Source organism: Streptomyces sp. NPDC059037 (genome assembly GCF_042740015.1).
Lineage (GTDB): Bacteria > Actinomycetota > Actinomycetes > Streptomycetales > Streptomycetaceae > Streptomyces.
This window is the reverse complement of the sequence record NZ_JBHYIG010000120.1, coordinates 1-21,537: the sequence shown is the minus strand read 5'-3', so window position 1 is coordinate 21,537 and position 21,537 is coordinate 1. Positions and strand designations below refer to the sequence as shown.

Genomic DNA, 21,537 nt, shown 5'->3' with positions numbered 1-21,537 from the left:
CGCGCGGCGGTGGGGTGTGTGTGGGGGGGGCTCCCTGAAACACCCCGCCCCCCCCCTTCGCTATGCGGCCGCTTGCGCGATCGCGGCCCTGCGCGGCTCGGCGATCGCCTCGTAGTCCGCGGTCCGCAGTGCCAGCGAACGGTCCAGACGGGCCGCGTTGAAGAAGATCTCGTCGTGGGCGAGGAGCGCCGGATCCACGACCAGTTCGAGCTCCGGGTCGAAGGAGAACGGCAGGATCGTGCCGCTCACGCTGCCCGCGAGCCGCTCCGCCGCCTCCTGCGTGGCGAACCCGGCATACGTCCCGCCGAGCAGCTGCTTGACGGCGTTCAGGTCGACGCGCCGGTCACCGGGCACCACCGCGAGCACATACCGCTTCGTCTTCTTGCCGATCTTCACCATCACCACGATGCACTTGGCGGCCTCCTGGAGGGTGTTGCCCCGCAGCGCGCTCACCGCCTCCGTGGCGCCCTCCGCCTCGTGCTCGATGACGCGGTACGCCGCGCCCCGCTCGTCGAGGAGTCCGATCAGCTTGCCGTACTGGGTGTGTTCGCTCATGGCCAGACCGTACGTCAAGAGATCAACTCAGCGGCATCCGGGGGAATTTCCGCTTGCTCGCCGCGGCGGCCCGCTCGGCCTCCTCCGCCTTCACGACGGCGGCGTACTTGTCGACGTACTCCTGGCCGGAGAGCCCGAGGATGGCGTACATGATCTCGTCCGTCACGGCGCGAAGCACCGCCTTCTCGTTCTCCATGCCCGCGTAGCGCGAGAAGTCCAGGGGCGCCCCGAAACGGATCGTGACGCGCTGGAAGTTCGGCACCTTCTGGCCCGGCGGCTGCGCCTCGAACGTGCCGATCATCGCGCACGGGATCACCGGCACCTGCGCCTTCAGGGCCATCGCGGCGACGCCGACCTTGCCCTTGTAGAGGCGGCCGTCGTGCGAGCGGGTGCCCTCCGGGTAGATGCCGAGCAGCTCGCCCTTGCGCAGCACGCCGAGGCCCTCGCGGATCGCGGCCTGGCCCGCCTCCTTGCCGGAGCGGTCCACCGGGATCTGCCCCACGCTGTGGAAGAACGCGGCCGTGAGGCGGCCCCTGATTCCCGGCCCCGTGAAGTACTCGGCCTTCGCAAGGAACGTGATCCGCCGCTTGATGATGGCGGGCATCAGGAAGTGGTCCGAGAACGAGAGATGGTTGCCCGCGACGATCGCCGCACCGGATTCCGGTACGTGCTCAAGACCCTCGATGCGCGGCCGGAACATCAGCCGCAGCAGCGGCCCGAGCACGACGTACTTGAGAAGGTAATAGAACACCCGGCTGCTCCTCACTTCTGCGGACCGGCCTGGCGCTGCGTCGTCGCAGGTCACTGGTCTTCTCGCAGCGGTCAGTGTAGGTGCGGCGCCGCTCCGTGTAACTACCCCCGATCCATGGTGTGTTGACCGGCACAGGGGAAGGGACCGAAACCCGTGGGTCCCGGTCCCTTCGTGGAACTGTGCCCGGCTAGGGGAGTCGAACCCATTGAGCCTACGGAGACGGCGAACCGAAACCGGAAGATCGCGCCCAGCGCACCTAGCGCATTACCGGAGCCCTTAAGGCGTACTGCGGAATCGGTGGCCCCGTCAAGGCGCGCGCCTAGGCCTGGAACAGGGGCATGGCCACGTTGCGCTCCTGCTCCGTCAGGGCGAGGTCCGGCGCCACCAGGGCCGTGGTCGCACCCTCCGCCGCCGTCTCGCTGACCCGCCAGAGGCGGTTGCCGAGCGCGGGGCGTTCCGCGAGGGGGACGACGCGCACGCCGGTGGTGAACCGGGTGAGGCTGGAGTCGCGGACGACGAGGCGGGCGCCGCGCCTGCCGTGGACGAGGATGGCGTCGGTGGGGGAGTTCTCCAGGGCGCCGCGCCGGGCCAGGTCCGCGACGGTGCCCAGGATCGCGAGACGCGAGGCGTCGGCGACGAACACCGCGTGCCGGGCCCGGTTGTAGACCGCGGGCAGACCGACCTGGATCACATTGCCGGAGATCATCACCTGCCCGGCGGCGGTGCCGCGCGCGGTGCCGATGTGGATGCCCTGCGCCACCCCTTCGACGACGTTGTCGGTGACACGGGCGGTGGCCAGGGTGTGCCCGGCCAGGACGATGCCCTGCAGCGCCCCGCCCAACTGCGCGGCGGTGCCGGCCGCGACGAGGGTGTGCAGCCGTTCGCGCGGCGTCGCGTTGACCCGGGTCGCGGCCACAATGCGCCGCGCCGGGCCCAGGGTGAGCCCCGGAGTGCGGGCCATCAGCGCGGCGACCTCGGCCTGCAGGCCCGCCCTGATCTGCGTCAGCTGGAACCCGTAGCGGGTCGCGCTGGGGTCGGCGGCGATGCGGGCCAGTTCCGATGCGATCACTACGGGGGAGACTCTGATCGGCGTCGACGTGGGGACGTACTGGATGCGATTGCGGCTGACGAGCGCGGAGTTCGCGTCGAGGACGAGGATCCCGATCTGGCGCACCCCCACCTCCAACCGGTTGTCCTCGAAGGCCACTTCGGGCACGACGCCGGCGCCGAACGGCCCGCGGAAGGTGAGGCAGGCCGCCGAACGGTCGTCCCCCGCGGTGTCCGCGCACGCCACGTCGCAGTCGCGCACCCGGACCTTGGTGCAGCCGGTGAAGGTCAGCGCGCCGTCGAGGTGTTCGGTGGTGGTCGGCGCGCCCTCGGCCCGCAGCCGGGAGACCTCCACCTCCGTACAGTCCTCGAAGAACAGCGCGCACTTGTCCTTGGTCGGGGCGAGCACGGTCGCGGGGCCGACGCCGGTGACGACGACCCGGTGGTGTTTGGTCACCCGGATCGGCTGGTCGATGACGAACCGGCCCGCCGCCAGGCACAGTTCACCACCGGTCGACGGCAGCAGATCCACCGCCGACTGCAGGTCCTCGCCGGGGAATGCGGTGACCGTGCAGGTGCCTCGGGGCAGTCGGGTCAGCTGGGGGAACCGGGGGCGGCCGTCCTCGATGACCGTCTGCGCGTCGAAGTCGACCAGGGCGAGCGGCAGCGCGGTGTGCGGCGTGCCGTCCGGCGGTGCCGCCGAGAGCCGCTCCACGCCGTCCGCCGACGCCGGGCGCAGCCGCGCGCCCCACCAGTCGCCGGACAGATAGCTGCCGGTGCCCGCGCTGAACCGCAGGCCCAGGTCGACGCCGCGGACGAGCGCCGTGACCTGGTTCGCCGCACCCACGGACTGACCGTCCCAGCGGCGGACCACCAGGCCCGTCGCACCGCCCGGGGCGGACACGGGGCGGTTGAGCACCAGGACGTCCCCCGCCACGTCCGGTGTGACGGAGGCGATGGAGTACAGCTCGCCGTGCGGCGCCCGGTCCGCGCGCCGGGTGCGCCGGCCGACCTCCACCAGGTCCTGCTGTGCGAACTTCACCGCGGGTGCGGCGGCCAGGGTCACCTGGGTGCCGCTGAAGGCCTTGACCCGGGCGGTGGCCGCTCCGTTGTCGGCCGCCCAGACGAACCGGGCGGTGGCCGCTGTGCCGCCGTCCAGGACCTCCACGCGCAGCATCCCGTCGGGCAGCAGGCCGAGCGGATCGCCCGGCGGATCGCAAGGGTCAGGCGTCACCTCGGAGTCGGCCCGCGTGACGCTCAGGCGCCCGGTGGAGAGCCGCGGGAAGGCGAGGGCGTCCAACGCGGCCCGGGCGGACCCCGCCACGGTGGGCACGACCCGCAGCCGGTAGCCGACCCGGGTGCGGGCACTCGCGTCCAGCGGCTCAAGGGCGGGATCGGCGATCTCCGCCCAGTCCTCGGCGGGCTGGACGTGCTCGCTGAACACATCGAGGAAGACCACGGCCCGCCCGACGCCCGGAATGCCCGGCGGGGTCTCCTGGGAGAAGTAGCTGAACGGGGCGGGCGCGAACGCGCAAAGGCCGTCCGCCCAGATCCGCCCGGCTTGGACGGTGACCTGGCGCAGCGCGGGTATCGGGTTCGGGACGAAACCGACCTGGAACGCCGGGCTGCCATCGGGCACCCCGCCCGAAGGCCCCACCACATCGCGCACCGCGTCGGCGGCGGCACGCGCCGCCGCGTCGAGATTGAGGTTCCACTCGTGGTCCAGAAGGACCCGGCCCTGCTGCATCCGCGCACCGGTCCAGCGCTCCGCGTCCCGCAGCGGGACCTTGGTGTAGTCGCCGGTCATCGTTCCTCCCAGGGCGCGACGGACACCTCGGCGGTGAGGCCGAGAGGGGTGAATTCGCCGATGCGGCGGCGGAGCCGGCGGATCCGGGACGCGCGCCGGGTGCGGTGGTACGCGCCCACCTCGCCGCCGTCGCCCGCGGCGGACAGGAGCGGATGCTCCGGTTCCAGCTCCAGGCAGTAGTAGCCGGACGACTCGAACGCGTCGGAGACGAAGGCGGGGGCCGGTGCGGTGCGGGAGCGATACGTCGCCGGATGCCGGGCCGGGGTGGAGAGTTCGGGCCCGAGGTAGCTGGTCCGGATGCAGCCTTCCTGCTGCTGTACGACGTCCACGCCGTCGGCGAAGACGCAGTCGCGGGCGTCGACGGCGTCCACCCGGACGGGACCCGCGAACGTGACCGAGTCGGCGTGCAGGATTGGCCCGAAACGGTTCACCGGGCCGACCGCGTCCGTCGGCACGCCCTGGTCCGCAGGGCCGCAGGCACGGAAGCGGCGCAGCCGGCCGTCGACCACGCACTCGGTCAACTCGACGGGGCGCGCGGACAGTTCGGCACGGACCGGGCCGAGCACGCAGCGCGTGGCGGAGAGCGCGAGCTCCCAGGCGTCGCGGTGGGTCCGCAGCCCGCCCGCGCCCGGGTCCATCGTGAGCCCTTCGAGGTGCAGCCCGGCGAGATGCTCACCGGCGGTCAGCGAGCCCTTCAGGAAGAAGCCCTCCAGGCTGATGTGCGCCCCGGCGAGGTCGATGCCGATGTCGCCGACGACCACCGGGGTGACCAGGGGAGGGGCGACGATCCGCCAGTGGGGCAGCCGCGGGGTGAAGGACTGCGCCGGCGGCGCGGCCAGGCGGTCACCGGCGAGCAGCCGGATCTCCACGTCGGGTGCCCCGGCGACGGACTCCTCGGGGGCGAGCCCGGCGCTGCGGGCTTCGGCCAGCTGGAAGGCGTCGGTGAGGTTCGTCGCGATGCCGGGGCCGCCGGCCGTCGACACCTCGACCACCACGCGCGCCGCCGGGGCGGCGTCCGCGAGGGCGGCGAGCGCGCCCACCCGGCCCGGCACGGCCCGGTACCAGGTCGCCCGCACCGGCCCGTTGAGCCCGCTGCCGAGCTGCACGAACCCGCGCTGCGCGTCGACGAGCACCTGGGTCTCCGCGGGCGGGGCGGTGACGGTACCGGTGGCCGGCACGCTCCCGAACCGCAGTCGCTCCCACGAGACGGGCCCCTCCTTGGTGGACAGCGCGATCAGCGGCGGCTCCGCGCCGGGCGGCGTGGCCAGGGGATGGTCCGCGCTCAGCGTCAGCGACTCGCCGTACGTGATGTCCCCGGGCCCGGCGAGCGCCTCCAGGACGCGGTACGTCGCCCGCGTCGGGGCGTCCGCCTCGTCGCCCGTCCGGTTGACCGGGTCCGCGCCCTCGGAGGCGACCCGCGCCTCGCGGGGCCGCAGATACAGGGGCGCAGCGATGCCCAGCGGATGCAGCGCGAAGCGGCCCTTGAGCGTCGACTGGTCGAACGGCGCCGCCTCCGTGTCCACCAACTGCCGTACGGACCAAGGCCAGACGACGGCGGTCACGGCCCGCGGCGTCCACGGCCCCGCCGGGCGCACTCCGCGCCTGCTCCGCTCGAAGGGCGTACCGAGCCGCCTCAGCGACGCCCGGTCCCGCAAGTCGAGCGACGCGGTCCTGGGCGGCGGCGGATGGCCGAGGCGCTGCGCCCACAGTGTCGTCTGCCAGCCCTCGCCCACCCGCGCGATCAGTCCCGTCACGGCGAACGCGAAGTCCTCCAGGGCGGCCGGAGTGCCCTTGCGGCGCCGCAGCGCCACCGCGTGGGCGACCTCGAGCCGCTCGGCGTCCGGGCCGAGGCCGAGGAGCGCGCCGATGTAGGGCACCGCCCAGTCGGCGCAGCTGTCGATGAACAGGTCGTCGTACGCCCGCCGGATGTCATCGGTGAGCAGCAGCCGCTGCCGGTCCACGGCCGCGAGGAGCGCGTCGAGGAGCCGCGGGCCGCCGGGTTCGGCCGCGTCCCGGAGCGCTGATGGCAGCAGGCGCGCGATCTGGTCCGCGTTCGGGGGCGGTGGGGTCTGGGTCATGGGTGTTTCACCGGGGTCGTCGATGTGTGGGTCATGGCTGCTCCACCCTGATCGTGAACTCCTCTGCCGGTACGACGAGTTCGTGGCGTTCGGCGAGGACGCGTGCCGGGGACTCCGTGCCGACCTGCAGGACCGGTCCGGCCACGCCGAGCACGCCCGGCACGCCATGAACCACGGCCAGTACGTCGGAGCGGTCAAGGGCGCGGCCGAGCGGACGCTCCAGCGGGTCCAGCGGTCCGCCGCGGGCCGTGAGCGCGGCCCGTACGGCAGCGGTCACCTCGGCGGGTACGCGGCGCGGATCCACGGATACGCCACAGGACAAGGGGATGCCGCGCACCACCGCCGCCGTGACGCACAGCGGCACCGTCACATCGCGCCCGGTGTCGAGGAACGCGGCGAGCGCCCGCAGTTCGTCCTCCGCCGGGGCCTTCGGCCGCCCGTCCGCCGCGAGCCGCAAGAAGGCGACATGTTCGCCCGCGCCGCCGCAGGGGCAGTCCGGCGGCCCCGCGCCGCGCCAGGCGGTGGCGTGGCTGACGCCGGGGAAGGCGAGCGCCAGGTCGGCCAGGTCGGCGCGGGAGACCGCGCGGCCGAACGCGCGGGCCCGGCCCGGCGCGAGGCGGGCGATGCGCCGCTCGTCGTCCTGGTCGGCGCCCCCGCTGGTGGGCCCCGCACCGCGCACCCCCGTCACCCCCGGCACCCGGCCCAGCAGCGTGTCGATCGCCCCGGACGGCACCTCGCCCGCCGTGCCGCCGCCCGTGCGGTGCGTGGAGGTGACGTTGCCGCGCCCGGTGGGCAGCCGTGCCCCGGCCGTGCCGTCGCCGAAGCGGACGCGCACCGATCCATCGGCGTCAAGGAGGCTGACGTAGGCCTCCGTGCCGCCCGCCCCGAACAGCGAGGGAAGCTCCTGCCAACGCACTCCGCCGACCCGCACCTCCAGGCTGGAGACGATGCCGCCGTCGGCCGCGACGTCATGGGCCACCGGCGGCCTCGCCACCGCCAACTCCTGCCCCGGCAGCGCGGCGTCGCCGCTGCCCAGCGTGCCGGACTCGGTGCTGCCGTGGCGGAAGGCGATGAGGTTCGCCGACGCGGGGGCGCGGCCGAGCGGGGCGCCGCGCACCGGGTCGCCTGCCGCGACGGTGAGGTCGAGGACCAGGCCGCCGGGGAGCGGCGGGTCGGCGGACGGCCCTTCGGGGACCTGCTCCTCCGGCGCCTCCTGATCGGCCGCCGCCGTGCAGGCGTACACCCGCCAGTCGGTGTCGGCAGGGCCCGTGCGCACGGCGATACGGGAGGGGACCGAGCCGGGTGCGGGGAACACCCGGACGCGCGCGGGCCCTTGGGTGCCGATCCGGTCGGGGATCTCATGGGTGCGGGCCACCACCCGGCGGTCGACGACATAGGCGGTCACAGGGCGACTCGTGACCTGCGCGCCGCGCAGCGTGGCCACGTCGGCCGCGAACTCCAGACGGGACGCCCGGGTGCGGGTGCCCGGCGCGGCCCGCCAGTCGACCGGGGTGTGGCGGTCGGCCCGCAGGATGTCGCAGGCGTCCGACTGCCAGTCGACGAGCGCGACCGTGCGCTGCGCGGACAGTTCCTCCAGGGCCGTGTCGAGGACGAGATGACGGGCGGAGAGCGGAACGTCGCCCGGCTTGTCATAGAACTGGTCCCCCAGCGGCACATTGGTCGCGCTCCCGGTCGCCGACAGATGCACCAGATCGGTGAGGCGCCGCGCGCCGCCCGCGGTGGCAAGGACCCGGTAGGCGGCGAACGGCGTCGTCTCGGGGCTCAGCAGTTCCTCGAGATCGCGGTCGAAGGTGACGACGACCGTGCCGAGATCCTGCGCCCGCTCCTCCACCACGGCCACCGCGACGGGCCGGCTCCGCGGGGTCTGCGCCAGACCGAGCAGCCGCAGCAGCCACAGCCAGTAGTCGAACCAGTCGAAGCCGGCCGGCAGCACCGGCACCTCCGCCCCCCGTTCGGCCACGAACAGCACCCGGTCACCGGGCCGGAACCCCGGCTCGCGCAGGAACCGCATCGACCGCCCGGTCGGCAGCGCGGGCCGTGGCACCGCAGTCACCGTCAACCCGGCCCAGTCGGCCCGCAGTTGGGTGTCCCCTTCGACCTCGAAGGTCTGGGCGTCCCGGCCGGGCACGGCGGGCGACTGCAGCCGTGTCCCTGCGGGCACCAGCGGCGAAGCGCCGCGGTCGGTGAGCGCGACGGCCCAGCCGCGCGCGGCCACCCGGGGGCGTGGCCGGAACCCCACCAAGGCGGCGATGCGCCGCAGGTCACGCCAGTCGGCCGCGGTGCCGATGAAGGCCTCGGCGGTGGTGAGCGAGGTGTAGGCGGCCACCCCGTCGGCGACGTACGCCCACAGCCGGGCCAGCGGCAGCGCGGCGGGATCCCCCTCGATGTCCCAGTCCCGCCCGAGCACCGGCGCCCCCGGCGCGGGCCTGCTCTGTTCCACGTCCCGGATCAGGGCGGCCAGGAAGTCGTGGAAGGTGCCGATCGCACGGTCGGGCCGGGGCAACCCCGGCGCCGGCGTGGGAGGTTGGAGCGTGGGCGGGTGCTCGCCGCAGCGGCAGGGGGTGTGGCTCATGAGTCACCTCGTGCGGTGCTTTCGTCGGGGCGGGCCGCGCCGGGCCGGGGACGTGAGCGCTGCGGGGTCACCGCGTCACCTCGTGCGGTGCTTGCCGTCGGGCGGACCCGGTCGGTCGGGGGATGTGGGTGCCGGGCGGGGGCGGTCCCGTGCGTTGCCCCGCGGTGCTTGCCGCCGTCCGTGCTCATGAGCCACCTCGCGCCGCGCCTGCCGCAGGGTGCGCCGGGCCGGCCCGGAGGCGTGGGTCCTGTGCGGCGACCGCTCGGTGCGCTGCCCCGCTGCGCCCGGCGCCGGGCGGTGGTTGCGTGCGGGGTCCGCCGTCCCCGCTCATGTCCCGCCCCGCACGGTGATGTCGAGACGGCCGCGCTCCGGCCGCGCGGGATCGTCGTCGAGCACGGGGATCTCGGCCGCCCCCACGCGGATCACCTCGTGCACCGTGCCGGGAGCTTCGCCGAGGCGGCGCGCTTCGAGCAGCTCGACCGCGTCGACACCGGGGACCGCGGCGACGGCGGCCAGCGCCGCGGAGACGTACACCGGTTTGCCCAGTTCGAGGCGGGAGGGATGGAAGAGGCCAGGCCGCGCCGCGCTGCCGGGCCGCAGGGCCCGTAGCGCCGCCCGCCGGACGGCCTCCGGGTCGTTGCCGGGCAGCGCGCACAGCCGCAGCCCGATGAGGAGACCGACCGGCGCGCCCTCGGCGACGGTCGCCTCGGTCCCCAGCATGCGGACGTCCTCCAACAGCACGCCCAGAGAAGCAAGTCGGGCCGCCCGGTCGGCCGCCGCGTCCGGGGCGTCGAGCAGGTCGACGACCGTACGGATCAGCGGCCAGGAGCCCGATGTGCCGCGCTCGGCAGCCGCACCCTGCACGCCCGGCGCACGGGCGACCGCCACCGCGTGATCGGCGGTGGTCACCGCACGGCGCGGGGTGACCGCGAACGCCTCGGGCGCGTCCCGGCGCACCACATCCAGTGGAGCCGCGTCCCTGCCGCCCGTGGCGGGCAGCGGGTTGCGGGCCACGAGCGAGGGCACCGTCCGCCAGACCGGTGGCGCGTCGAAGCCCTGCGCCGCCGCGGTGTCGTGCTCAAGGAGGCGCAGCGCGTTCGCCGGTACGTTGCCCACCGCGCCGCCCCCGGTCTCGTACCGCGCCGCGACCCCGCCGGCCAGCGGCGGCAGGAGCCCCACCGCGCCGGTGCAAAAGCGCAGCAGGGGCGGCTCGTGGTCCTCGAACTCCAGGACGCAGGCGAGCCGGCCGGGCGAGGTCACATCGAGCAGCGCCCGCACCAGGGCCACCTCGATCCGCGGTCCGGACGGCAGCGCGGCGCGGACCTCCATGCGGTACGGCACGCCGGAGGGCCGCAGGGCCACGCCCGATCCGCCACGGCCGGGAATCCCCGCGGAGTTCAGCGTGTACGCGCCGGGCACGCCACCCTCCGCCGGTCGCAGCACCCCGGGACCGCCCACAAGACGGCCGTGGTGCGCGGGCACGGCGTTGCCGCGCGCCACCGTCACCTCCGCGCCGCCCGCGCCCGTGTCCACCGACGCCGGATACGCCCGCGGCAGTGCGTCCGCAGCCGCCCAGCGCACCCGGTAAAGGGGCAGCCCCGCAGCGGCCAGCGGATCGTGGAACTCTGCGACCTCGGTGAGCGTGACCGCGGCAGCGCGCCGGCTGGGCAGCGGATCGCGGAACCGCGGCCGCCCGACCGCACCGACGGCGGGCCAGTCCGTCCCCAGCACCCGCGCCGCCCAGTCGCGGTGCCGGGCGATGTCCTCCGGATCGACGACCTCGAAGACCAGGCGGTCCCCGGCGGTCAGCCAGGGCGCGCCCTGCGCACTGCTGGGCCTGGGGCGCACCAGGACGCATTCGGTGGCGCCCGCGGGCAGCCGGCACAGGTCCTCGCCCCAGTCGTAGAGGGCGATCTCACCGAGTCCCGGATGGACCGAACGGCCCTGCTCCAGGACGAAGCCGAGCCCGGCGCCCTCATCGGCCACCGCCGTGTCCCCGCGCACCACTTGGACCGTGCCGCCGCTCGGATCGGCCTGGAGCAGGACGAGCGTGCGCGCCGCGGCCGACTCCGGCACCTCGTAGTCGACCAGGTGGGCGTGGCGGCGCACGGACGTGCGCAGCCTCGCCGTCTCCAGGTAGGCCTCGGTGGCCACCCGGTCCAGCTGGTAGTGCATCAAGTCGCCTATGTGCGCGAAGAGTTCGAGCACCGTGATCACCGGGTCGGCGGGCGACAGATCCGCCGCCGGGTCATCCCGGCGCAGGAACTCCACGAGGGCCGCACGCAACGACCGCCAGTCCCGGGCCAGATAGTCGTGCACCGGCGAGGGATCAACCGGCGCCACGGCCTCATCCGGCGTCGAACACGCCCCGGGGTCCGGGCACTCCGTACGCAGCCGCACGGGCAGCCGCACCCGCAGCGGATCGAACGGCAGCGGCGGAAGCGCGGGATGCGCTCCATCGGCGGGCCGCTCGGGAAAGACGGACAGGAGGTGCCGCCCCGCATCCGCCTGCCCGTTGATCCGCAGCTCAATGTGCGGTTGCGGCGCGGCCACCACCTGAGCGCCCGCCACCTCGACCCGCCGTCCGCCGGCCGGCGGCCGCAGCTCCCAGCGGCGCGGCTCCGCGAGCGCGGCGGGCGGATCCGCGTACAGCCACACGTCGACGGCGAATCCTCCCGGCACCGGCCGCGCGCCCGCCGCACGCAGCCCGTGCGCCGCGGCCCCCGGGGCACGCAGCCGGGCCGGGCGGTGCAGCGGGGGACAGGCGGGGAGCAGCGGTTCCTCGGTCATCGCCGTCAGGCCTCCAGCCGTGCCGAGACGCTCGCCGCCGGTCCCGGCGGGCGCAGCGGCCGGTAGTCGACGGTGACCTCCAGCGTGGACTCGCCGAGCCGCGTCACCGTGATCCGGTCCACGAGGACGCGGCCGGCCAGCTCCCGCTCCAGGGCGCCCTTCGTCCGCATCTCCAGGAGCCCGTCCAGGAGTTGGGGCAGCGGCTCGAAGAGCGCCGAGGCGCCGAGGCCGGGGCCGAAGCCCGGCCGGTGCAGCCGCTCGGTGGCGCCGGTGAGCAGCACCAGACGTACGAGATCCGCCAGATGGCCCGCCTCGTCGGTGACCGCGAGGCGGCGCGCGGATGTTAGTCGCAGCGGATGCTCGGCCGCCGCGCTCATATCGCCTTCACCTTCGTCTGGAAGCCGCTGACCTGGGCGGTGCCCTGCGGCGCCCCGCCCGCGTTGACGCAGAGGGCCACCGAATCCGACAGGAGCACCGCCTTGCCGCCCGCCTTCACCTTCGTCGCGGGCTTCTGCCACTCGACGCGCAGACAAGGGGAGGGAGCGCCGCCGATGTTGAAGGCGCAGCCGCTGACGGTGGTCGGGTCGCCCAGCACCGCCACCTTCTTGCCGCCCACCAGGAGCGTCGACGACGGCGTCAGACGGCCGCTGCCGCCGTGCGGGCAGACGATGGTGATCCCCTCGTGGAGCAGCTGACCCGGCACTCAACTCACCTCCAGGGAACCGCCGTTGAAGGAGATCTTCGACGACGTCACCTCGATCTTCTGCTGCTTGAACTCGGCCGTGATGCCGTTCGCGTCCATCAGGATGACCGCTCCCGACGCCGCGGTGAGCCGCAACGCCCGGTCGCCCGAAGGTTCGTCGATCAGCTCGACCTTGTGGCCGCCCGGCGTGATCAGCAGCACCACGTCCGGCCCCGCGCCCGGCACCCCGCCGCCGTCCGCCCACACCGCGCCCGACCACACGGGCAGCCGGCTCACATCGCCCGCGGGCCATTCGACGAAGACCAGGCTCTTGACGGGCGGCACGGCGGCGAAGCCGACCCCGGGCCCCGCGAACGGCGAACTGGGCAGGCACCAGCCGGACGTGGCATCGCCGAGCACCTCCGGCACCTGGACCCGTACCCGGCACAGGTTCTTGGGGTCCTCGTTGTCGGTGACCGTGCCGATGTACCGGCCGTGGAACCGGTCCGTCATGACCGTCCCCCCTCCCTCATCCCGGCCCTCCCGGGCCGAACCCCGTGGCGCCCAGGGCGTTGCGCCGCAGGGTCACCTCCTGCCGGTGGGCCTCCAGCGTCACGACGTGCCGCACCCGGTCCACCAGATAGCCGCCGGACAGGACCGGCCCCAGGCCCCGCACCAGGACCGTGCGCCGGGCCCGCAGCAGCAGCCCGGTCCGGTCGGTGTCCACGGCCGCGGTGAGCGTCACGCCGTAGGCGCTGTGCCGCGCCCGCCCGGTGGCCGCCTGCCGCACGTCCACCTCTCCGGCCACGTCCTGCGGCGCGAGCAGCTCGGTCGCCCGGGCGGAGAGGGACACCTCGGCCATCGCCTCGTCGTCACCCGCGGCGTCCGCCGTGACGGCGGCGGCCGCGAGGGGCGGCGTCCGCCGGGCGATCACCCGCCGCCCGGCAAGGAGGTCGACCCGTATCTGAGCCCGGTGGGCGTCCCCGCCGAAGCCGAGCGCCAGCTCGCCCTGCGGCTCGGCGAGCGGCGCGGGCGGGTGGAAGTGACCGGTCACCTGTCCGCCGTCGTCGGCCTCCAGATACGCCACGTACCCCCATTTGACGGCCAGTTCGCGTACGAAGGACCAGTCCGTGCCCCGCTGCATCACGGTGTGCACGTCCGGGTCGAACCCGGCCGGGGTCGACGCGACCTCCGCGCGCAGTTTGTGCTCGGTGAAGATGGTCTCGGCCATCGCGCTGTCCCGCTGCCCCGGCCAGGCGACGGCCTTCTCCTCCCGGTCCAGGTCCAGGCTGCGGTCGATCGCGAGGACGGTGAGCGTGGAGCGCCCCTCGGCGTCCAGGTCCCACACCGCCCGTGCGGAGTAGCCGTCGAACCGGTAGCTCCTGCCGTCCCGTTCGAGGCGCACGGCAAGCGGCGTACGCGGCGTCACGAGCGGATCGAGGAGGCTCGGCCAGCCGCCGCTCGCGTCCGGGTCGACGCGCATCGTGACCAGCGCGGCGTCCGCTTCGTCGGTGGCCTCCTCGGCACGCACCTCGATCAGCGCGTCCAGCGTGTCACGGTCGGCTTCCGTGCCGTCGATCTCCAGGAGCATCCGGGTGGTCGCCACGGTCAGCCTCCCGGCAGGTCGACGGCGACACCGGGGGTCTCCAGACGGGTGGCGTCGGCGAACGGATTGGCGTCCGCGATGCGCCACCACTGCGTGGAGTCGCCGATGAGTTCCGCCGCCATCAGGTCCAGACGGGTACCGGGGGCCGTCACCGCCTGCCCTCGGGGCGGCGGCGCGGGCACGGTCCGCGGTGCCGACATGGTGCGTACGGTGCCGTCGGGCAGTGTCACGGTCAGCGGCGACTGGCGGGCGTAACGGGAGGTGGGATCCATGGCGCCGCTCACCCGCCCAGCTCGGACATCTGCGGCAGCTGGAGCACGGCCTTGACCTCGCGAAGACCCTGGTAGAAGTCGGCGGCCAGCCGTGCGAGCCGGTCGTCCTTGGGGAGTTCGGCCCTCAGCAGAACGGTGAGTCCCAGGTCCGCGGTGGCGTGCACCGGGTTGAGCGCGCTGTCGAACGCGGTCTCCTGGATCGTCAGCGACTTCAGCGTGACCGGCGTGATCCGCCCGGGCCCCCACACGAACAGCGCGAGCGGCAGCCGCCCCGCGGGGATCGCCGTGCCCTTGGCCGCCCCGGGAAGGCGCGGCAGGATCTGGCCGCCGACCGGCTGCATCAGCATCTCGATCGCCGCCAGGCGCGGCGCGATGCCGAACGCCATCGTGATGGCGCCTTCCTTCTCCAGGCCGTCGGTGGCGTCCAGTTCGAGCTTCAGTGCGTACGTCTCCCTGGCGGGCTGCGCCGCGACGCCCGCGCTCGCCGCTGCGGGGCCGGTCAGGACGCGCGTGACGTTCACCGGGTTGTACTGGAACGACACGATCACCGGGACGAGCCCGAGCAGCGGGTCGGCGTACGACAGCAGCATCCCCTTGGTCAGCGCCATGCCCCCGCCTCCCGCCGTACGTGCGCGGCGACGGCCTCGGCGACGGTGGCCTCCGGGCCGTCGGGAACGGGGCGGCCCGCGAGCCGGGCGGCGATCAACGGCCGCAGCAGGAAGGGATCGGGGGCTGCCGGGACCTCCACGGTGATGTGGTGAGGGCCGTCGGGACTGGTAGGACAGTTGGGATTGATGGGACCGTCGGGTTTGATGGGACCGTCGGGTTTGATGGGGCCGTCGGGTTTGATGGGACCGTTGGGACGATCGGTCATGCCGTCTCCTCCGCCCAGACCTTGCCGAGCTTGTCGTATTCGCGCCGCAGCGCGTGGGTGAGATGCGCGGCCCGCACCCGGCCGCCGTCCGCCGCGGCGAGGAACGCGGCGGCGAGCGCCGCGTTCTGCACCGATCCGCCCGCGAGTTCCCGCCGTGCCAGGGCGTCCACGTCCAGGCCGTCGCACGGCGTGCCCTTGGGGAACGCGCGCCGCCACAACTCGCGGCGCAGCGCCCGGTCCGGCACCTCGAAGCGGATCGAGAAGCGCAGCCGCCGCAGGAACGCCTCGTCAAGGGCCTGCTGCTTGTTCGTCGCCAGCACCACAAGGCCCGTGAAGGTCTCCACGCGCTGCAGCAGGTAGTTGACCTCCAGGTTGGCCCAGCGGTCGTGGGCGTCACGCTGTTCCGTGCGCTTGCCGAACAGCGCGTCGCACTCGTCGAAGAACAGCAGCGCGCCGCAGCGCTCCGCGTCGTCGAAGGCGCGCGCCAGGTTCTTCTCGGTCTCGCCGATGTACTTGGAGACGACCGCCGACAGATCGATCCGGAACAGGTCCTGGCCGAGCCCGTTCGCCAGCGCCTCGGCCGCCATCGTCTTCCCGGTGCCCGGCGGCCCCGAAAGGAGCACCGCCACGCCCTGGCCGCGCGGCAGCCGTCCGCGGAAGCCCCACTCGTCCAGGACCACGTCCTGCAGGGCGACATGGGCGATCACCTCGTCGAGCTGGGCCCGCACATCGGGCGGCACGACCAGGTCGTCCAGGACGAAGCAGGGCGTCAACAGGTCGGCCAGGCGCCCCAGTTCATGGCGCGGCAGGCTCCGCGCAGCCCGCCACACGTCATCCACGGTCCACTCGCGTCCGGCCGCTGCCGCCTCCGCGCGCGCCTGCGCCAGGGCGACGCCGGCCTGCTGGCCGTCGAGGGTCAGCCGGGCGCCGAGCCGTCGTCCCTGCGCGCGCGCCTCCTCGGGCGCGAGCCCGGCCGCGCCGAGGGCCGTCTCCCACACCGCGGCGCGATCCGCCGGGGAACGCCGCGGCACAGGCACCACTTGGGCGCCGCAGGGGTCGGCATCGGCGCTGCCGCAGGCGATCAGCGGGCCGTCGCCGGGCGTCCAGGCGAGCGCGGGCAGCCGGTCGGCGGGCAGCACGGGTACGTACCCGCCGAAGCGCGCGGCGAGACGCACCTCGGGGTCACTCAACTCACGTGCATCGAGGGGGAGTTGGCCGATCTCCGTGGCGGCCTCGTACGCGATCCCGGTGAGGTCTCCGGCGCCGCGCAGGAGGACGGCGCCGCCGCCGAGGAGCGCGGCGACGCGAGCGTTGCGGGCAGTGCCGTCACTCGGGCGGGGCGCGGCGCCGGGGAGCGTGAGCCCCGCGAGGAGCCGGCGAGCCGTCGGCGTGAGGGCGAGCGGACCCTGGGGGCCCGCCCCAGGGACGAGGACGCCGAGCCGGACCAGTGGATCGGCGGGCTCCCAGGAGGGCGGAGGCGCCGCGCCGAACGGCAGCAGCGCGAGGCGGAGCAGCGCGGCGGAGGCATGGCGCTGGGCACCGTCGTCGTGCCCGCAGCCGAGGAGCACGCCGAACTGCGGGTCGGTCTCCGCCCACCAGACGGCCGCGGTGGTCAGCCGCTCGACGGGATCGAGGTCGAGGGCGGCGCACAGCCGGGCGTACGGCTCGTCGCTCGTCGCGGACGCCACGACGCCCGCGAGATGGGTGTCGAAGTGCCGCCGCGCCGCCTCGTCAGCGGGCGGCGGTGCGCCGACGGTTGCGAAGAGACCCTGGAGGTCCGTGCCTTCGGGAGCGGGCCCCCACACCGATCGCAACCGGCCGAGGTAGCCGCCGAGCGCACAGCACAGCGCGTCGAGCGCGGAAGCGAGTGCCGAGTCCAGGGCGGGTACGGGGGTGGCGGCCTCGCTCATGACCGCACCTCCACCTGGCGGGGCGCGCCCGCGAGCCGCCGGGAGCGCAGCGAGACGACGTGGCGGCCGGGCAGGTCCGGCACGTCGAAGGTGACCGAGGTGGGAGTGACGGCAACGACGGCGACCGCGACCCCGTCGAGGAAGAGCTCGGTGCCCGGGGCGCAGTGCGCGGTCGTCAGGGTGACCCGGTCGCCCACGGTCAACTGCCCGTCCCCGGGCACCGATACGACGACCGGGACAACGGCGAGCGCGACACGCCCACGGCTCACGGACAGCCCGTCTGCGTGCCTGTGCACCACCAACTCACGTACGGCGGGCACCAGATCATGCCTGGGCAGCCGCAGCGTGAACGCCTCCCGGTCCTGCCCGACCAGCGCCATCGGCCACCCGAGCGGACCGTGCCCCGGCGGATCGCCCGGCTCCGCCGAGAGGAGGAACAGGTCGCCGGGAGCGGCCCCTTCGACGTGCACGGAGGTCGTCTCGTCACCGCCGATCCGGTCGGGCCGCGGCGCGTCGAGCCGGGGCCCCGGGGAGGTGACGGAGAGCGTGCGCACGGTGGACACGGGTGGCCCTTCCGTGTGTGTGCGCCGCGGCTCGATGACGACCAGACTCACGGTGTACGCCACGGACAGCCGCAGCGGTTTGGTGGAGGCGGTCCACAGCTTCGAGTAGTTCTCCAGGTCGAACTCCTCCAGCGTGATGCGCAGGGGCTCCACGAGAACGGGCTCGGGATCCGGCAGGAACGGTGACCCGGCGCCGACGATGGGGCTCTCGTGCAGCCGGCGCATCACGGCGGCGAGCGAGGTGTGAATGATCTGCTCGGAGTCGCCGCCGGTGGTCGGTGTCGCTCCGTACGCGCTGAGCAGATAGTGGAGTTGCAGGGCGAGCGGCGGAGCACCCATGGAGGTACGGCTGCCGGCACCCGGGTGCTCCATGGAACGGAACGCGGGGTTGGGGGAGACCCGATACAGAAACCAGTTCAACCGGGGCCCGGGCTCGTCCCGGTCCAGCGGCCCGACGGTGACGGAGGGCTTGACACTGATCCCGGCATCGACGAACCCGGCGTCGGTGAGCCGCTTGAGCGTCTCGTCGACGGCCATGAACGCGTTGGCCGGCGTCACCATGACCCACCGTGCCGGGACCGGCCCTGCCGACGGTCGGCCAGGGAGGCGAGGGGGTCGGGGGCGGGGGTTGCGGGGCCCGCCGGGGCCACGACGGTGATCTGCCCGATATGAACATCGGGGCCTTGGCTCGCGGCCGCGTGATCGGATACGTGGGTGGAGTACGACGCCGCCGGATCGCCCGCGCGAGACGATCCCTCAGGAGAAGCCGTGGGGAACGGGGCACGGCCCGCGGCCCCGAACAGCGAGGCACCCGCCGCGCGGCTGCCGGAGGCCGCCCGAGCGAGGACTCCGACATGGCCGAGGGAACCCTCTGAGCCACCCGGCTTGCGGGCCTCGCCGGGGCTACCGGTGCCGTCCGGCTTGCCTGGGCCACTGGCGCCGCCCGATCGGCCGTGGCCACCAGACGCATGGCTCCCGGCGTTGGCCTCTGCTAGGGCGCGGGCGACCCAAGGGTCGGGACGGCCAGACACATCGCTTCCGGCGTTGGCCCCTGCCATGGAGGGGGCGCCCGATCGGCCGGGACGGCTAGGCGCATGGCTCCCGGCATCGGCCTCTGCCGCGGTGCGGGCGACCGAATGTCCGGGACGGCCGGACGCATGGCTTCCGGCGTCGGCACCTGCCATGGTGCGGGCGCCCGAATGGCCGGGACGGCCAGGCGCATGGCTTCCGGCGTCGGCACTTGCCATGGAGCGGGCGCCCGATCGGTCGGGGCTGCCAGACGTATCGCTTCCGGCGTTGGCCTCTGCCGTGGTGCGGGCGCCCGAATGGCCGGGACGGCCAGGCGCATGGCTTCCGGCGTCGGCACTTGCCATGGAGCGGGCGCCCGATCGGTCGGGGCCGCCAGACGTATCGCTTCCGGCGTTGGCACCTGCCACGGTGCGGGCGACCGAATGTCCGGGACGGCCAGGCGCATGGCTTCCGGCGACGGCTTCTGCCGTGGCGCGGGCGCCCGAATGGCCGGGCCGGCCGGACGCATGGCTTCCGGCGTCGGCACCTGCCACGGCGCGGCCGTCGGCCCCGGCTTCAGTAACGCTCCCGGATTCGGACCTGCTCCCGGCAGCGGCCCCGGGGTCGGGCCTGCTTCCGGCTCCGGTCCTGGGGGCGGATATGGCTCCGGCACCGGTCACTTCATGTCCGGTCCTGGGCTCGGGCCTGTTTCCGGCGGCGGTCCCGGGGTCGGGCCCACTCCCGGCTCCCGTCCTGGGCGCGGACCTGGCTCCGGCACTGGTCCCAGGTTCGGACTTGGCCCCGGCGCTGGTCCCTTCAGCTGCGGTCCTGGGCTCGGACCTGCTCCCGGCAGCGGCCCCGGCTCCGTCATCTGTCCCGGGCTGAGTGCTGGTCCGGGGCGCGGCTGCGGATCCGTTTCCGCCATCGGTCCCGAGCCGGGTACTGCCCTGGGTCGTGGCTCCGGTCCCTGCCCGGTCTCCGGCCGCGGCTCCGGTGCCTGCTCCGTCATCGGTCGCGAGCTGGGTACTGCTTCGGGTGCTGGCTCCGGTCCTCGCTCGGCCACCGGTCGTGGCTCCGGTCCCTGTTCCGTCACCCGTCGCGAGCTGGGTACTGGCGTGGGTGTTGGCTCCGGTCCTTGCCCGGTCTCCGGTCGTGGCTCCGCCGCCTGTCCCGAGGTGGGTAGTGCCCTGGGTGTTGGCTCCGGTCCCTGCCGTGTCTCCGGTCGTGGCTCCGGTCCCGGCTCCGTCATCTGTCCCGAGTTGGGTAGTGCCCAGGATGTTGGCTCCGGCCCCTTCCTGCTCACCGGTCGCGGCTCCGGTCCTGACTCCGTCACCCGCCCCGAGCTGAGTACTGCCCTGGGCCCTGGCCCAGATCCCTGCCCCAGCCCCTGTACCGGTCCCTGCTCCAGCGCCTGCCCCAGCGTCGCTCCCTGCCCGGTCTCCGCTCCCAGCCTCGTAACCCGTCCGGGCCTCAGTGCCGGTCCCCGCCCGGCCACCAGCTGCGGTCAGGAGCCGGCCTGCCCTCTCCTCGGCTTCGTTCCCAGCGGCCGCCGCGCCGGTCCCGGTTCCTGTGCCAGCCCCGGCTTCGCTCTCAACTCCAGTGGCTGTCCCCACCTGGACTGCCGCCAGGGTCCCGCTCGCAGTCCCGGCGTCGGTCCCCGCTCCCGAGCGCTCGGTTCCACCGCCCGTTCCGGACCAACTCCCGGCTTCGGCTGCGGACATGGCCGGGAAGCCGGCACGGGCTCCGGCCATGCTCCCGGACTGGCTGCTCCCGCCCGGAGGCGCGGCAGCAAGTCCGTTCCACGTTCCAGTGACCGCGCCCGCCCAGCTCCTCCCGGCCACAGAAGCGGCATCAAGCCCGCCCCACGCTCCGGCCCCACCGTCGGTTTCGGTCTCACGGCCGGTTGTTCCGGGCCCTGCCCTGGTGCCCATGTCGACCCAAGGGGACGCGCCGTCATGAGCCCAGCCTTGAAGGGCGTCCTCCCCGCCCCGGCGAGTTGGGGCGGCACCGGACCCCACTTCCCCGCTCGCCCTCCTCGCCCCCGTCCCCTCACTGCACCGAATCCCGCCAGGCCCAAGCCCACGCCCACGCCCAAGCCCAAGCCCAAGTCCTCCGTATACGCCCCACCCGGAAGAAGCCCCTCGCACTCCCTCCCGCCCCGCCCGCGCAGTCATCCGCAACAGGCTGCCGCCCACCTCGCCCCCAGCCACCTCAACCGCCCCCCACAGCTATCGCGGCCAACCGGCGGCGCCGGCTGCGGGGGAGGGCCTCGATCGTCGCGAGGTCCCAGCCGTACGCGGAGGCCAGTACGTGGACGTCGTGGTCCAGTTCGTCGAGGAGGGTCAGCAGGCCCCGCAGCACCAGCGTCTGGACGTCGACCGGGTGCTCCACCTCCCTGCCGCAGGCGGGGCAGTCGAAGGTCAGCGGGCCGGCGAGCGAATCGTCGATCAGCTCGAAGTCGTGGGGGGCCGGGGCGCGTTCGGGGATGCCCACCGTGCAGCGGCGCAGCAGCTCCGCCCGCCCCGCGGCATCCGGCGGCAGGTCGAGGAGATCGCCGTACGTGGGCTGGCGCAGGCCCCCCGCGCGACCGAGCACCGCGGTGCGGGGCCGGGCCGGCGGGACGGTGTCGGGGCCGAGCCGTACCGTGCTGAACTCCCCGCAGCCACAGGCCAGTACGGGCTCGATGTCCCGGCCGGTGAGCTCGCGGTGCAGGGCAAGGAGCAGCCGGTCACCCGTGGCGACGGGCAGCTCCGCCGGGTCATGTCCGGCGGCGGTGAGGAGCGCGATGACCTGGCCGAGCTCGGTCGTCCGCTCCCGAGCCCCGGCCAGCACGGAGAACACGGCGGCGAGCTCGGCATCAAGTGGGGAGGGCGTCATGGCCTACGGCTCCGCCGGTGTGACCCAGGCGGTGTCGCGGTCGAAGGTCTCGAAGGCCAGCTTGATGGTCTCGATCGCCACGGCCGCGGTGGCCGCGTCGAGCTGGGGGAGCGCCGTGTACTCC

General features: G+C 74.3%; 16 protein-coding genes. All 16 read right to left on the bottom strand.

What is annotated here, in order from left to right:
* Window positions 1–60: 60 nt before the first annotated feature.
* The 16 genes from ACFWY6_RS23985 to ACFWY6_RS23910 all read right to left on the bottom strand — a co-directional run bounded on the left by ACFWY6_RS23985 (window position 61) and on the right by ACFWY6_RS23910 (window position 21,413).
* Window positions 61–555, bottom strand: coding sequence for a YbaK/EbsC family protein (locus ACFWY6_RS23985; RefSeq protein WP_384693861.1), 495 nt, complete (start codon window positions 553–555; stop codon window positions 61–63).
* Window positions 556–577: 22 nt separating this feature from the next.
* The gene (locus ACFWY6_RS23980) at window positions 578–1,306 is read right to left on the bottom strand and encodes a lysophospholipid acyltransferase family protein (RefSeq protein WP_384693858.1); all 729 of its coding nucleotides are present in this window, start codon (window positions 1,304–1,306) and stop codon (window positions 578–580) included.
* Between the two features lie 319 nt (window positions 1,307–1,625).
* Entirely contained in the window at window positions 1,626–4,160 is a 2,535-nt protein-coding gene (locus ACFWY6_RS23975) for a DUF6519 domain-containing protein (RefSeq protein ID WP_384693855.1), read from the bottom strand.
* A complete protein-coding gene (locus ACFWY6_RS23970) occupies window positions 4,157–6,238 on the bottom strand; it encodes a hypothetical protein (protein WP_384693853.1) in 2,082 nt (693 codons plus the stop codon). The genes ACFWY6_RS23975 and ACFWY6_RS23970 overlap by 4 nt, the downstream gene beginning before the upstream one ends.
* A 31-nt stretch (window positions 6,239–6,269) precedes the next feature.
* Window positions 6,270–8,831, bottom strand: coding sequence for a baseplate J/gp47 family protein (locus tag ACFWY6_RS23965; protein ID WP_384693850.1), 2,562 nt, complete (start codon window positions 8,829–8,831; stop codon window positions 6,270–6,272).
* Window positions 8,832–9,158: 327 nt separating this feature from the next.
* Complete coding sequence (locus tag ACFWY6_RS23960) at window positions 9,159–11,621, bottom strand: hypothetical protein (protein WP_384693848.1); 2,463 nt, start codon at window positions 11,619–11,621, stop codon at window positions 9,159–9,161.
* A gap of 5 nt (window positions 11,622–11,626) precedes the next feature.
* Entirely contained in the window at window positions 11,627–11,998 is a 372-nt protein-coding gene (locus ACFWY6_RS23955) for a hypothetical protein (RefSeq protein ID WP_384693845.1), read from the bottom strand.
* Entirely contained in the window at window positions 11,995–12,324 is a 330-nt protein-coding gene (locus ACFWY6_RS23950; protein WP_384693842.1) for a hypothetical protein, read from the bottom strand. Before ACFWY6_RS23950 ends, ACFWY6_RS23955 begins: the two co-directional genes overlap by 4 nt.
* On the bottom strand, window positions 12,325–12,816 hold the full coding sequence (locus tag ACFWY6_RS23945) for a phage baseplate assembly protein V (RefSeq protein ID WP_384693839.1): 492 nt from the start codon (window positions 12,814–12,816) through the stop codon (window positions 12,325–12,327).
* Window positions 12,817–12,832: 16 nt separating this feature from the next.
* Window positions 12,833–13,909, bottom strand: coding sequence for a hypothetical protein (locus ACFWY6_RS23940; RefSeq protein ID WP_384693836.1), 1,077 nt, complete (start codon window positions 13,907–13,909; stop codon window positions 12,833–12,835).
* A 2-nt stretch (window positions 13,910–13,911) separates the two neighbouring features.
* Window positions 13,912–14,181, bottom strand: a complete 270-nt coding sequence (locus tag ACFWY6_RS23935) for a LysM domain-containing protein (RefSeq protein WP_384693834.1) — start codon at window positions 14,179–14,181, stop codon at window positions 13,912–13,914.
* Window positions 14,182–14,189: 8 nt separating this feature from the next.
* On the bottom strand, window positions 14,190–14,789 hold the full coding sequence (locus ACFWY6_RS23930) for a hypothetical protein (RefSeq protein ID WP_384693831.1): 600 nt from the start codon (window positions 14,787–14,789) through the stop codon (window positions 14,190–14,192).
* A complete protein-coding gene (locus ACFWY6_RS23925; protein ID WP_384693828.1) occupies window positions 14,780–15,055 on the bottom strand; it encodes a hypothetical protein in 276 nt (91 codons plus the stop codon). The genes ACFWY6_RS23930 and ACFWY6_RS23925 overlap by 10 nt, the downstream gene beginning before the upstream one ends.
* The gene (locus tag ACFWY6_RS23920) at window positions 15,052–16,965 is read right to left on the bottom strand and encodes an ATP-binding protein (RefSeq protein ID WP_384693826.1); all 1,914 of its coding nucleotides are present in this window, start codon (window positions 16,963–16,965) and stop codon (window positions 15,052–15,054) included. Before ACFWY6_RS23920 ends, ACFWY6_RS23925 begins: the two co-directional genes overlap by 4 nt.
* Complete coding sequence (locus tag ACFWY6_RS23915; RefSeq protein ID WP_384693822.1) at window positions 16,962–18,089, bottom strand: DUF4255 domain-containing protein; 1,128 nt, start codon at window positions 18,087–18,089, stop codon at window positions 16,962–16,964. Before ACFWY6_RS23915 ends, ACFWY6_RS23920 begins: the two co-directional genes overlap by 4 nt.
* 2,658 nt (window positions 18,090–20,747) lie before the next feature.
* Window positions 20,748–21,413 (bottom strand): hypothetical protein, encoded by a 666-nt coding sequence (locus ACFWY6_RS23910; RefSeq protein WP_384693819.1) that lies wholly within the window; start codon window positions 21,411–21,413, stop codon window positions 20,748–20,750.
* Window positions 21,414–21,537: the final 124 nt, after the last annotated feature.

What these genes read in the sequence shown, in the direction of transcription:
- ACFWY6_RS23955 (WP_384693845.1), bottom strand. Translation starts at nt 11,998, where the DNA reads ATGAGCGCGGCGGCCGAGCATCCGCTGCGACTAACATCCGCGCGCCGC.
- ACFWY6_RS23925 (WP_384693828.1), bottom strand. Translation starts at nt 15,055, where the DNA reads ATGACCGATCGTCCCAACGGTCCCATCAAACCCGACGGCCCCATCAAA.
- ACFWY6_RS23920 (WP_384693826.1), bottom strand. Translation starts at nt 16,965, where the DNA reads ATGAGCGAGGCCGCCACCCCCGTACCCGCCCTGGACTCGGCACTCGCT.
- ACFWY6_RS23930 (WP_384693831.1), bottom strand. Translation starts at nt 14,789, where the DNA reads ATGGCGCTGACCAAGGGGATGCTGCTGTCGTACGCCGACCCGCTGCTC.
- ACFWY6_RS23910 (WP_384693819.1), bottom strand. Translation starts at nt 21,413, where the DNA reads ATGACGCCCTCCCCACTTGATGCCGAGCTCGCCGCCGTGTTCTCCGTG.
- ACFWY6_RS23960 (WP_384693848.1), bottom strand. Translation starts at nt 11,621, where the DNA reads ATGACCGAGGAACCGCTGCTCCCCGCCTGTCCCCCGCTGCACCGCCCG.
- ACFWY6_RS23945 (WP_384693839.1), bottom strand. Translation starts at nt 12,816, where the DNA reads ATGACGGACCGGTTCCACGGCCGGTACATCGGCACGGTCACCGACAAC.
- ACFWY6_RS23935 (WP_384693834.1), bottom strand. Translation starts at nt 14,181, where the DNA reads ATGGATCCCACCTCCCGTTACGCCCGCCAGTCGCCGCTGACCGTGACA.
- ACFWY6_RS23975 (WP_384693855.1), bottom strand. Translation starts at nt 4,160, where the DNA reads ATGACCGGCGACTACACCAAGGTCCCGCTGCGGGACGCGGAGCGCTGG.
- ACFWY6_RS23985 (WP_384693861.1), bottom strand. Translation starts at nt 555, where the DNA reads ATGAGCGAACACACCCAGTACGGCAAGCTGATCGGACTCCTCGACGAG.
- ACFWY6_RS23970 (WP_384693853.1), bottom strand. Translation starts at nt 6,238, where the DNA reads ATGACCCAGACCCCACCGCCCCCGAACGCGGACCAGATCGCGCGCCTG.
- ACFWY6_RS23915 (WP_384693822.1), bottom strand. Translation starts at nt 18,089, where the DNA reads ATGGTGACGCCGGCCAACGCGTTCATGGCCGTCGACGAGACGCTCAAG.
- ACFWY6_RS23965 (WP_384693850.1), bottom strand. Translation starts at nt 8,831, where the DNA reads ATGAGCCACACCCCCTGCCGCTGCGGCGAGCACCCGCCCACGCTCCAA.